The 14,825-nt window shown below is 50.5% G+C and carries 3 protein-coding genes; 1 reads left to right on the plus strand and 2 read right to left on the minus strand.

Annotated elements, in window-relative coordinates; genetic code table 11:
- Positions 1–2: 2 nt before the first annotated feature.
- Positions 3–347, minus strand: a complete 345-nt coding sequence (rplT, locus tag BMZ54_RS12970; RefSeq protein ID WP_089911666.1) for a 50S ribosomal protein L20 — start codon at positions 345–347, stop codon at positions 3–5.
- A 38-nt stretch (positions 348–385) separates the two neighbouring features.
- A complete protein-coding gene (gene rpmI, locus BMZ54_RS12975) occupies positions 386–583 on the minus strand; it encodes a 50S ribosomal protein L35 (protein WP_089911997.1) in 198 nt (65 codons plus the stop codon).
- Between the two features lie 469 nt (positions 584–1,052).
- Between rpmI and BMZ54_RS12985 the strand changes: the two genes are divergently transcribed.
- Positions 1,053–14,774 carry a T9SS type B sorting domain-containing protein gene (locus BMZ54_RS12985; protein ID WP_143080992.1) on the plus strand — a complete coding sequence of 4,574 codons (13,722 nt, stop codon included), beginning with the start codon at positions 1,053–1,055 and terminating at the stop codon, positions 14,772–14,774.
- The last annotated feature ends 51 nt before the right edge of the window (positions 14,775–14,825 follow it).

Raw genomic sequence — 14,825 nt, forward strand, 5'->3', positions numbered from 1 at the left:
GATTACTTTACAGAAGCCACCAGGCTTTTGAAAGTTGCGGGTTCATTCATCGCTAAGTCTGCCAGTACTTTCCTGTTCAGGTCAATCTTCTTTTCAGACAGCTTGTGAATGAATTCAGAATAAGTAATACCTTCTGCGCGTACTGCAGCGTTGATACGTGCAATCCACAGCTGACGGTAATTTCTTTTCTTCAGCTTACGGCCAACATAGCTATAAGTAAGCCCTTTTTCCAATACGTTTTTGGCTACGGTATATACATTCTTTCTTTTACCGTAAAAGCCCTTCGCCTGTTTTAAGATCTTCTTCCTGCGGGCACGGGAAGCAACGGCGTTTACTGAACGAGGCATATGCTGCTTTTTTGATCAGATTAATAAATAAGTTATAATTAACGGAGGCAAAGCAGCCGCTTTACCAGGTTCAGGTTAGCGTCACTAACCAGCGTGCTGCCTCTGAGGCTGCGTTTTCTCTTGGTAGCTTTCTTAGTCAGCAGGTGACTTTTAAAAGCCTTGTACCTTTTGATCTGTCCGCTCCCGGTCACCTTAAACGTTTTCTTCGCACGGGAATGAGTCTTTACTTTAGGCATCTTAAATACGAATTTGGTCTGCAAAGGTAGGGAAATAATTTAAACATAACGCAGTCACTTCAAATATTTTATCCACTTCCAGATTCCCCACTTGTCATGTGGATAACTTTTTAACACTTTTTTACAATTTTTTAGGCTTCGGTAAACAATTGACTATCAAATCCACCTTCTGCCTTTTTATGTACTAACACGTTTGTGTAGATGCCGTTTTGACATATACACATTTTTTATTTTCTATATTATTACTAATTTTAATTTTAAAATAGTCTCATATTTTAGCCGTATCATATATTATTAACCGAACGATTAAGCGATGCCTATGAAACCAGTTTACACAACTCAAGAGGCCGGCCAGACAAGGAGGCAAGTACTTTTTTTGGTTGCAAAACCCTGTAAATCAACAGCATTTTGGCGGGCTTGAACCCTTATCAAAATGATACTTTTTTCACTCAATTGGATTACAGAAAAAATGAAAAAGCTACTAGCTCTCCTATATCTACTAATTGCCTTTACGACAGGTACTGCCATTGCGCAGACCATGAACGCGCCGGCTACTGTTTGTATTTCACCTGACGCCACTAATAAACGGTGGGCCTCCATGAGCCTCAGCGTTAGTAACATGCAGGGAACCACCTGGACCGTTTCGGTAGGTGGTGTTCCGTCTGTTGCCGGGGTGGATTATAATGTATTATATGGCGTAGTAGGCACGTATTCAACCGGTGGCGCCCCTAACTCGGTCGGCAACCGTTCTGTTACCATTGAATTTTTGAAACCTGCCACCTATAGGATCCGGGCAGTTATCACAAATGCTAATGGTACTACCACCACGATTAATAAAAATGTAGTGGCGGTTAACTGCCCTATGACCATTTGTAAAGGTCAGAACACCACGATGGCTGGTTTTACGGAAGACTTTGGTCAAACCACTACCCGTATACCACTGGACCCTGCCAGGGGTACCATTGAATATATTTACCAGCCTACTGGTAGCCTGAACGATGAATATTATACGATATCCAATATATTGCAGGAACGCCCTGAATGGGATGTTTCATCGGATCACACTGGTAATACCAACGGCGCCATGCTGGTGGCTAACTCCGCCTATGATCCAAAACTATTCTATTCCCGCCGTGTAAACGGTTTGTGTACGGGTGCCGTATATAATTTCAGCGCCTGGTTCCGGAATGCGGATGGTAAAGGTGTAATGGAAGGCGCTTGCGCAGGGGGTATGATCTATGCCGGCGTGACGTTTGAAATTGTGAACGCAACTACCAATGCAGTATTACAGACATTTAATACATATGATGTATCTGCCCCGTTGCAGGCCAATCCCATAAACCGCGGCTGGCAGCAATATGGTGGTAGCTTTAAAACACCTCCGGGTGTGAGTGATGTTATTGTAAGGATCCGGAACAATAATCCCGGTGGCTGCGGTAACGATATTGCAATAGATGATATCGCGTTCTCTTATTGTGCTCCCTATATTTATTCATTCTTTGACGGACAAACAGACCAGCTGGGTGGCGAGTATACGATGTGTGCGGGTGCAGCCACCAATCTTACCTCTGTATACGCCCCTGCAGATTATTTTACCAATCCTCAATATTTCTGGCAGTACAGTGATGATAACCTGACCTGGACCACCATTTCCGGTGACGGTGATGGTTTAACCGGTTCCGCTACCGGCACATTACACTTTGCAGAAGATGCATTGCTACTTCAGGGCAGCCCAACCGTGATCACGCAAAGATGGTTCCGTTTGATGATCTATGAGAACGGGAACACCACCAGCTGTGCCCAGCCTTCGGTCCCGATAAAGGTAATATTGCTCCCCAACCCGAAAATATCGGTAGCGGGGGCGCAAATATGTATCGGCTCCAGCGCCACGCTTACAGCGTGTTGCGGATACGATAGTTATACCTGGGACGATCCCGCAGCCACGGAAAGTGATAATATAACCGTTGCTCCCACTACCACTACTGTTTATACTGTAACTGGTAGAAAAGACTACGGTAGTGGCCGTACCTGTTACCGTACTGCCGATGCTCCTGTAATAGTCGATGATATGCCGGTGCCCAACCTTACCATGAGCACACCGGCCACTATCTGTTTAGGCCAGGCCGTGGATATGAGCATAGATCCGGTGAATGCAGGATATGACATCTTATGGACGCCGAATGGTGAAACCACTACTTCTATACACGATGTTCCCACTACACCGGGATCAAAAGCATATGGCGTTACCGTAACAAATGGTACATGTTCGGTTTCTGATAGCAGAACCGTAACTGTGCGGGATCTGCCCGATGTAACTATCGGCTCTATTCCTGCCAGCTGCCGCACCAGTGGCTCCTTTACCATTCCGTACACCGGGGCTGTAAATAATCCCACGCGTTACGATGTGGTGACCGCCCCCGGTAACCCGATGCCCGGTTTTACAGCTGTTATGAACCAGGTGCTGCCCGCCTCTCCTATTACGGTAACTTACCCGGTAGGTACTGCGCCAGGCACTTATACCTTTAACCTGGTATTGCATAATACTACGCTGAGCTGCGACCGTACCAAACCATTCTCTGTTGTGGTACAGGCGCCTTCCACTCCTCCTACAGGTATACTGGCCGACAAAACGCAATTGTGCGTTAGCGGTACTGTTACCTTAACCGTACAAGGCGGCTCTCTGGGAACAGGCGCTGTTTGGAGATGGTATGCAGGTGCTTGCGGTGGTGCGTTTTTAGGTACCGGCCCGAGCATTACTACCGGCACCATCTCATCCACCACTACATTCTATGTACGTGCTGAAAGCGCCGGCCCTTGCGGCAACTCTACCTGTGCCTCTGTAACGGTAACAGTATTACCGCAACCGGCAGCTGCTGCAGCAGGTCCTGACCAGGATCATTGCGAGGTGCCTACTTTCCTGATGGCTGCTACTGCCGCTACACCGGCCAGCGCAACAGGTACCTGGAGCGTGATCAGCGCTTCTGTGCCTGTGGCTAGTATTGTTATAGCCAGCCCCACCAACCAGTCATCCAATGTAACAGTGCCCAATGGCGCTACTGCTACACTGGCCTGGACTGTGAGCAATGGTGTATGTCCTCCTACAAGTGACCAGGTAGTGCTGACCAACTATAGCAAACCTACAGTAGCTGCAGCTGGCGCCAACCAGAAACTGTGTAATGTAACATCCTTTACTATGGCGGCTAATACGGCCACCATTGGTACAGGTACATGGAGCAGGGTATATGGTACCGCCGGTACGATCACCAACCCTAACAGCCCAACCACTACAGTTACCGGCTTAACACCCGGCGACTCTATTATATTACGCTGGACCATTGCCAATGGCCCCTGTACGCCGAGCACCAGTGATGTAACATTGGTAACATATAAAACACCTACCGTGGCAGCCGCTGGTCCTGACCAGAAGCTGTGTAACGTAACATCTTTTACCCTGGCAGCCAACACACCGGCAGCAGGTGCAGGTTACGGTTACTGGACTACTATTTATGGTGGTAAAGCTCCGGCTAACCTGACCAGCCCCACTTCTACTATTACTGTAGTACCGGGTGATTCAATAGTACTTCGCTGGACTATTGCCAACGGCACTTGTACGCCCAGCACCGATGATATTACACTGGTAAGCTATAAAACGCCTACCACCGCAGCTGCTGGTCCTGACCAGAAACTGTGTAACGTAACCTCCTTTACCCTGGCGGCTAACACACCGGCCGCAGGTGCAGGTTACGGTTACTGGACCACTATTTATGGTGGTAAAGCCCCGGCTAACCTTACCAGCCCCACCTCTACCATTACGGTAGTACCGGGTGACTCTATTGTACTGCGTTGGACCATTGCTAATGGCGTATGTCCGGCCAGCACTGATGATGTTACTTTGGTAAGCTATAAAACGCCTACCACCGCAGCTGCAGGTCCTGACCAGAAACTGTGTAATGTAACTTCCTTTACCCTGGCTGCTAATGCGCCGGCCGCAGGTGCAGGTTACGGTTACTGGACCACTATTTATGGTGGTAAAGCTCCGGCTAACCTTACCAGCCCAACTTCTACCATTACAGTTGTTCCTGGTGATTCTATTATACTGCGCTGGACCATTGCCAATGGCGTATGTCCGGCCAGCACCGATGATATAACACTGGTAAGCTATAAAACGCCTACCGTAGCAGCTGCAGGTCCTGACCAGAAGCTGTGTAACGTAACCTCCTTTACCCTGGCAGCCAATACACCGGCCGCAGGTGCAGGTTACGGTTACTGGACCACTATTTACGGTGGTAAAGCTCCGGCTAACCTTACCAGCCCAACTTCTACCATCACGGTAGCACCGGGTGATTCTATTATACTGCGCTGGACCATTGCCAATGGCACTTGTCCGCCCAGCACTGATGATATAACATTAGTAAGCTATAAAACACCTACTGTGGCAGCCGCTGGTCCTGACCAGAAGCTGTGTAACGTAACATCCTTTACCCTGGCTGCTAATACACCGGCCGCAGGTGCAGGTTATGGTTACTGGACCACTATTTACGGTGGTAAAGCTCCGACTACCCTTACCAGCGCCACCTCTGCCATTACGGTAGCACCGGGTGATTCTATCATCCTGCGCTGGACCATTGCCAACGGCACTTGTCCGCCCAGCACTGATGATGTAACATTAGTAAGCTATAAAACACCGACTGTAGCAGCCGCTGGTCCTGACCAGAAGCTGTGTAATGTAACCTCCTTTACCCTGGCTGCCAACACACCGGCCGCAGGTGCAGGTTATGGTTACTGGACCACTATTTATGGTGGTAAAGCTCCGAACAACCTTACCAGCGCCACCTCTACCATTACGGTAGTACCGGGTGATTCTATCATCCTGCGCTGGACCATTGCTAACGGCAATTGTACGCCCAGCACTGATGATGTAACATTAGTAAGCTATAAAACGCCTACTGTGGCAGCTGCCGGTCCTGACCAGAAACTGTGTAACGTTACTTCCTTTACCCTGGCGGCTAATGCACCGGCAGCAGGTGCAGGTTATGGTTACTGGACTACTATTTATGGTGGCAAAGCTCCAACCAACCTTACCAGTCCCACTTCTGCTATTACAGTAGTACCGGGTGACTCCATTATCCTGCGCTGGACTATTGCCAACGGCACTTGTCCGCCAAGCACCAATGATGTAACATTAGTAAGCTATAAAACGCCTACTGTTGCAGATGCCGGCCCGGATCAGAAAGATTGTAATGTAACGTCCTTTACCCTGGCGGCTAATACACCGGCCGCAGGTGCAGGTTATGGTTACTGGACCACTATTTACGGTGGTAAAGCTCCGAACAACCTTACCAGCGCTACCTCTACTATTACGGTAGCACCGGGCGACTCTATTATCCTGCGCTGGACTATTGCTAACGGTAACTGTCCGCCAAGCACCAGTGATGTAACATTAGTAAGCTATAAAACGCCAACTGTAGCAGCTGCTGGTCCTGACCAGAAACTGTGTAACGTAACATCCTTTACCCTGGCGGCTAACGCACCGGCCGCAGGTGCAGGTTATGGTTACTGGACCACTATTTACGGTGGTAAAGCCCCTGCTAACCTGACCAGCCCAACTTCTACCATTACGGTAGCACCGGGTGATTCCATCATCCTGCGCTGGACTATTGCTAATGGTAACTGTCCGCCCAGCACCGATGATATAACATTAGTAAGCTATAGAACACCAACTGTAGCAGCTGCTGGTCCTGACCAGAAACAGTGTAATGTTACTTCCTTTACCCTGGCAGCTAATACGCCAACAATCGGTTATGGTTACTGGAGCACCGTTTATGGCGGTAAAGCCCCGGCTAACCTGACCAGCCCCACTTCTACTATTACAGTAGCACCGGGCGATTCTATTATACTGCGCTGGAACATTGCTAACGGTACCTGTCCGCCCAGCACCGATGATATAACATTAGTAAGCTATGAAACGCCTACTGTTGCAGCAGCCGGTCCGGACCAGAAGGATTGTAACGTAACATCCTTTACCCTTGCTGCCAATACGCCAACAATCGGTTATGGTTACTGGTCTACTGTGTATGGTGGTAAAGCCCCGGCTAACCTTACCAGCCCCACCTCTACCATTACAGTGGCACCGGGTGATTCCATTATCCTGCGCTGGAACATTGCCAATGGCAACTGTCCGCCCAGCACCAATGACGTAACTTTAGTAAGCTACAAAACACCTACGGTTGCTGATGCCGGCCCGGATCAGAAGGCTTGTAACGTAACCTCCTTTACCCTGGCGGCTAATACACCGGCAGCAGGTGCAGGTTATGGTTACTGGACCACTATTTATGGCGGTAAAGCCCCGGCTAACCTGACCAGCCCCACCTCTACCATTACGGTAGCACCAGGTGATTCCATCATTCTGCGCTGGACCATTGCCAACGGTAACTGTCCGCCCAGCACCAGTGATATAACTTTAGTAAGCTATAGAACACCTACCGTAGCAGCTGCCGGACCTAACCAGAAGGATTGTAACGTAACATCCTTTACCCTGGCAGCCAATACGCCAACAATCGGTTATGGTTACTGGTCCACTGTTTATGGTGGTAAAGCTCCGGCTAACCTGACCAACCCCACCTCTACCATTACGGTAGCACCGGGCGATTCCATCATCCTGCGCTGGAACATTGCCAACGGCAACTGTCCGCCCAGCACCAGTGATGTAACTTTAGTAAGTTATTTAATGCCTACTACCGCAGCTGCTGGTCCCGACCAGAAACTGTGTTATACTACTTCCTTCACTATGGCGGCTAACACCCCTGCTGTAAATGCAGGTACCGGCAGATGGAGCGTTGTGTATGGAACGGCTAATATTGCTACTCCTACCAGCCCCGCCTCCAATGTTACCATTGCCCAGGGTGATTCTGTGATCCTGCGCTGGACTATTACCAATGGTAATTGTGCCGTAAGCACTAACGATGTAACGCTGATCAGCTACGAATCTGCAACCCTTGCAGCTGCTGGCCCTGACCAGAAACTGTGTAACGTAACATCCTTTACCCTGGCGGCTAATACCCCGGCCATTGGTACTGGTGCATGGAGCATTGTATATGGTACGCCGGTTATTGCTAATCTGCTGAGCCCCACTTCTACCGTAACGGTAGCTCCGGGCGATTCAGTAGTACTGCGCTGGACTATCAGCAACGGTTTGCTTTGTCCGTCTAATGGTGATAATGTGGTACTGGTAAGCTATGAACAGCCCACAGTGGCTGCTGCCGGTCCGGATCAGAAATTGTGTAATGTAACTTCCTTTACCCTGGCTGCCAACACGCCAAATGTAGGCACCGGCAAATGGAGCATCTTATATGGTACGCCGGTTATTGCCAGCCTTACCAGCCCAACCTCTACCATTACGGTAGCACCGGGCGACTCTGTGGTACTGCGCTGGACCATCTCTAACGGTACCTGTCCGCCAAGCACTGATGATGTAACATTAGTAAGCTATAAAACGCCTACCGTGGCAGCTGCTGGCCCGGATCAGAAACTGTGTAACGTAACCTCCTTTACCCTGGCTGCCAATACACCGGCAGCAGGTGCAGGTTACGGTTACTGGACTACTATTTATGGTGGTAAAGCTCCGGCTAACCTGACCAGCCCAACTTCTACGATTACAGTTGTTCCTGGTGATTCTATCGTACTGCGCTGGACCATCGCCAACGGCGTATGTCCGCCCAGCACCAGTGATGTAACTTTAGTAAGCTATATAACGCCTACGGTTGCAGCTGCCGGCCCGGATCAGAAGGATTGTAACGTAACCTCCTTTACCCTGGCTGCCAACACACCGGCCGCAGGTGCAGGTAACGGTTACTGGACCACTATTTATGGTGGTAAAGCTCCGGCTAACCTGACAGATCCGGCATCTACCATTACAGTAGCACCAGGTGATTCTATTATCCTGCGCTGGACTATTGCTAATGGTACCTGTCCGCCGAGCACCGATGATATAACATTAGTAAGCTATAAAACGCCTACCACCGCAGCAGCTGGCCCTGACCAGAAGCTGTGTAACGTAACATCCTTTACCCTGGCTGCTAACGCACCGGCAGCAGGTGCAGGTTACGGTTACTGGACTACTATTTATGGTGGTAAAGCTCCGGCTAACCTGACCAGCCCCACCTCTACCATTACTGTAGTACCTGGTGATTCCATTGTACTTCGCTGGACTATTGCCAACGGTAACTGTCCGCCCAGCACCGATGATATAACATTAGTAAGCTATAAAACGCCGACTGTGGCAGCTGCTGGTCCTGACCAGAAACTGTGTAACGTAACCTCCTTTACCCTGGCGGCTAACACACCGGCCGCAGGTGCAGGTAACGGTTACTGGACCACTATTTATGGTGGTAAAGCTCCGGCTAACCTGACCAGCCCAACTTCTACCATTACGGTAGCACCGGGTGATTCCATTATCCTTCGCTGGACTATTGCTAACGGCACCTGTCCGCCAAGCACTGATGATGTAACATTGGTAAGCTATAGAACACCGACTGTGGCCGCAGCAGGCCCTGACCAGAAACTGTGTAACGTAACCTCCTTTACCCTGGCTGCTAACACACCGGCCGCAGGTACAGGTAACGGTTACTGGACCACAATTTATGGTGGTAAAGCTCCGGCTAACCTGACCAGCCCAACTTCTACCATCACGGTAGCACCGGGTGATTCTATTATACTGCGCTGGACCATTGCCAATGGTACTTGTCCGCCCAGCACCGATGATATAATACTGGTAAGCTATAAAACACCTACCGTGGCAGCTGCTGGTCCTGACCAGAAACTGTGTAACGTAACCTCCTTTACCCTGGCGGCTAATACACCGGCCGCAGGTGCAGGTAATGGTTACTGGACCACTATTTATGGTGGTAAAGCTCCGGCTAACCTGACCAGCCCTACTTCTACCATTACAGTAGCACCGGGTGACTCTATTATCCTGCGCTGGACTATTGCTAACGGTAATTGTCCGCCGAGCACCGATGATATCACACTGGTAAGCTATAGAACGCCGACTGTGGCAGCCGCTGGCCCTGACCAGAAACTGTGTAATGTTACTTCCTTTACGCTGGCCGCTAACACACCGGCCGCAGGTGCAGGTAACGGTTACTGGACCACCATCTACGGTGGTAAAGCTCCGGCTAACCTGACCAGCCCCACCTCTACCATCACGGTAGTACCTGGTGATGCCATCGTACTGCGCTGGACCATTGCTAACGGCACTTGTCCGCCGAGCACCGATGATATAACGCTGGTAAGCTACAGGATGCCGACAGTAGCAGCCGCTGGTCCTGACCAGAAACTGTGTAACGTAACATCCTTTACCCTGGCAGGTAACACGCCAACCGTGGGTACCGGCAGGTGGACCGTAATATATGGTACTGCCACTATCAACACCCCCACCAGCCCGGCTTCTACGGTAACCGTAGCTGCAGGTGACTCTGTGGTGTTGCGCTGGACTATCTCTAACGGTACTTGTGTACCCAGCACAGATGATGTGATACTGGTGAACTACAAGACGCCGACAGTAGCCGCAGCAGGCCCTGACCAGAAACTTTGTAATGTAACCTCCTTTACCCTGGCAGGTAACACGCCAACAGTAGGTACAGGCAGATGGACCGTGGTTTATGGCACACCAGCCATTACCAACCCGCTGAGCCCCACATCGACTGTAACGGTAACCCCGGGTGATTCCGTAATACTGCGCTGGACTATCACGAATGGTACCTGTGCGGCTTCTATGGACGATGTAACACTGGTAAGCTACGCGCAGCCGACCATTGCCGCAGCAGGTGTTGATCAGAAACTGTGTAATGTAACCTCCTTTACCCTGGCTGGTAATACACCAACAGTAGGTAAAGGTGTGTGGACTAAAATATATGGTAACCCGGTTATCGCAAATCCGAACAGCCCGACTTCTACTATAACCGTAGCTGCAGGCGACTCCGTGATATTGCGCTGGACCATTAGCAACGGTAACTGTCCGCCGAGCACTGATGATGTAACATTAGTAAGCTACAAAACAGCCGCTCCTGCCCTTGCAGGCCCGGATCAGAAAATGTGTAACGTAACCTCCTTTACCCTGGCTGCCAACACACCAAGTGTGCCTACAGCTAAAGGTACCTGGAGCATTATTTACGGTACACCGGTAATTGCTAATCTTACCAGCCCAACCACCACAGTAACGGTTGTACCTGGCGACTCTGTAATACTGCGCTGGACCATTACCAACGGTACATGTCCTGCCACCAGTGACGATGTAGTATTAGTAAGCTACCGTCAGCCGACTATTGCAGCAGCAGGTGCAGATCAGAAAATGTGTAACGTAACATCCTTTACCCTGGCAGGTAATACGCCGACCGTGGGTACCGGCAGGTGGACAGTAATATATGGTACTGCTACCATCGCCGCTCCTACCAGCCCAACCTCTACGGTAACGGTAGCTGCGGGTGATTCCGTGATCCTGCGCTGGACTATCAGCAACGGTAACTGTCCTGCCACCAGTGACGATGTAGTACTGGTGAATTACAGAACACCGGCTATAGCCAATGCCGGTCCTGACCAGGATATGTGCAGCAATACCACCAGCTTTACCATGAGGGCCAATGCACCGGGTGTGACCGGCGCAGTAGGCACCTGGACCATTGTAAGCGGTACTGCTACTATTGCAGACATTCATAATCCAACAACCACAGTAACGGTAGCCGTGGGTAATACGGTAACCCTGCGCTGGACCATCACCAACGGAACCTGTGCTATGACCAGTGATGATGTGGTGATCGCTAACCGCAACCTGATAACAAACAATACCATCAGCGCCGATCAAACAGTATGTTTAACAGAAACACCGGCCGCTTTAACCGGCACTACGCCTACCGGCGGTAATGGTACCTATACCTACCAATGGCAGAGCAGCACCACAAGCGCTACCGCTGGTTTTGTGAGCATACCGGGCGCCACTGCCGCAACTTATGCACCGGGCCTGTTAACACAGGATACCTGGTACAGGAGAGTAGTAACATCCGGCTTCTGCGCCAGTGTAACCAGCAATGCAGTGAAGATAACAGTGATAAACAAACCGCCGGTAGTAACCTTTGTGCCTGGCCCGATGACGGTAGATTGCAGAATGGGTATGGATTACACCACCCTGTTCGGTACACCGCAGTTCAGCCACACACCGTATACGAATATGCCGCTGACGGTTACCTTCACGGATGCAAATTCCGTAAATGGTTGTACGCAGACCTTTACCCGCACCTGGACAGCTACTGACCGTTGCGGTATGACAACCACTGCATCACAGACCATTACCGTGGTAGATAAAACTGCACCGGTGTTCACCTCTCAGAAACCTGCCGATGTAACCGTAGAATGTGATAAGATCCCGGCAGCAGTGAACCTGAATGCAGTAGATGATTGTTTCGGTAACATGTCAGTAACACCGGTTGAAACCAGACAGGATATACCGGGTGCATGTGCGAACAACTACAAATTAATACGTACCTGGACCGCTGTAGATGGCTGTAACAACCGTGTAACGCTGACACAGACCATCACCGTACAGGATAAAACACCGCCGGTGTTCACGAGCGCAGCTCCGAGAGATACCATCGTGAACTGTAACGCTGTACCGCCTGCAGCACCATTAACGGCTATGGACAACTGTACGCCGGGTGTTATAACAGTAACGGCTACGGATGTACGTAAGAATATACCGGGCGCCGTGTGTACGGATAACTACCAGATAGTACGTACCTGGATAGCTATGGACGAATGCGGCAACGCAGCCACCCTGGTACAGAACATTACCGTACAGGATACTACCCGTCCGGTGTTCTCAATGCCACAACCGGCAAATGTGACCGTAGATTGTGATAAAGTGCCTTCATGGCCGGCCATCACCGCAACAGATAACTGTACTGCCAATGTACCGGTAATGACCAGCGAGCAGAAATTTGCAACGCAGCCTGCCTGCGCCGGCAACTACCGCCTGGTACGCACCTGGAAAGCAACAGATAACTGTGGTAACACCGCTACCATGACGCAGACCATTACCGTACAGGATACCACCAGACCGGTGTTCACAGTAAGGCCTCCGGCTGATACTACCGTGAATTGTGATGCGGTACCTGCACCGCCGAATAATGTGGTGGCAACTGATGCCTGCGGTACTGTGAAGCTGAGCCGCACACAGGTACGCGAAAACATACCAGGCGCCTGCGCAAGCAACTACCGCCTGATCCGCACCTGGATAGCAATAGACCAATGTGGTAACCAGGCTGTATGGCGCCAGGTGATCACCGTACAGGATACTACCCGCCCTGTAATTGCCGCTCCGCCTGCGGATGTGGTGCTGAACTGTGGCGATGCTATTCCTGCAGCACCTGTCTTAACCGCTACTGATAACTGTGATCCGGCCTTCCCGAAACAGGCTACTATGACAGAAGATCCGTATGTGAAAGATGTGTGCTCCGGTTATACCATCATCAGAAGATGGAGAGTAGCGGATGCATGTGGTAACCAGGCAACGGAAGTAATACAGCGCATTGTAGTAAATGCCTGTCCGAAACCGGTGCTGGACCCTGCCCTGCCGGTGAACTGCTCCGACAACCCGACCTTTACTATTAAAACGCTGAATAATGTGACTAACCCAACCTACATACTGGTAGGTGTGGTACCGGCCAACGCGGTACAGGTACCATGGTCACAGCAGAACGGCACATTTAACCTGAATAACGCCACCCAGGCCAGCTTTGTGGTAAGAGACGGCGTAACCGGTTGTATATCCGATACCGTGGTATATAACCTGCAATACAACACCTCTCCTATGGTGAACCTGGGCCGTGATACAACGATATGCGGTGGCAACAGCCTGATACTGGATGCAGGTGCAGGTAACTTCGCCTACACCATCCGCTGGTCAACCGGCGAAACCACGCAGCGTATCAACATCACCAATGCCGGTAAATACTGGGTATCTGTAACCAACGGCATCTGTACCACTACAGATACCATACAGGTAACCGTAATACCCATGCCGCTGGTAGATATTCCGGATGCTTCCATATGCCGCGGCCAGAGCGTGAAGCTGGATGCCTTTGTAGATGGCGGCACTTACCTGTGGAGCAATGGGGCCACTACTTCCTCTATCCTGGTAAGCACACAGGAACAGTTCTGGGTGCAGGTAGTGAAGAGCGGTTGTATTACCATCGATACCGTGAATGTAACGGTGAATCCGCCGCCGGATATTACACTGAACCGCGATACTACGATCTGTCCGGACCAATCCGTAATGCTGACCGTAAACCTGAACAATGGCGGTAACATCCGCTGGGTAACCGGCGCCACCACCAACTCCATTGTGGTGAATGAGCCAGGCCAGTACTGGGTAACGGTAAGCAGGGATAACTGTATGATCAAAGACACGGTGAATGTACGCCTGCAGCCTTCCATTAAAGTAGAGCTGGGCCCGAACCAGGAAATTTGTCCGGGTAGCCAGATCACGATAGACGGTACCACGCAGGACGCTATCTCCTACCTGTGGGATGACGGTGATCCGAACCCGGTGAAGAACCTCTTTGAAACCGGTAAATACCGCCTGGGTGTAATGGACAGGTTCTGTAACCGCGTATTCTATGACAGTGTGTACCTGAGAGTGGCTGATATGCCGAGAATAGACCTGGGCCTGGATACGGTAATGTGTAACGGAGAAACGCTGCGCTTACGTGCAGAAGGCGCTAACATTAAGAGCGTGCTGTGGTCAGATGGTTCTACCGGACCATACCTGGATGTGAAAACAGCCGGCACCTATGCAGTAACCGTGTTCAATGATTGCGGCAGCGCAACAGACCAGATCACGGTAGACTATACGCAGTGCGATCCGAAACCGACCTTCCCGAACGCCTTCTCACCGAACGGTGATGGTAAGAACGACTTCTTCCGCCCGGTTGTTCGCGGACCGATGTACGAATACGAGCTGCGCATCTTCAACCGCTGGGGTGAGCTGATCTACCTGGGCTATGATTCCAAGAAAGGCTGGGATGGCCGCTATCAGGGCCAACCGGTAACAATAGGCACCTACGTATGGTGGCTTACTTACAAGAAAATGCCAAACGGTAATCCGAACATTATAAAAGGTGAGGTAACCGTTATCAGGTAATAACAAACTTTTCAGAAAAAGAGGGATTCCAACTCGTGAATCCCTCTTTTT

This window comes from Chitinophaga rupis (assembly GCF_900109685.1).
In the GTDB taxonomy this organism is placed as follows: Bacteria; Bacteroidota; Bacteroidia; order Chitinophagales; family Chitinophagaceae; genus Chitinophaga; species Chitinophaga rupis.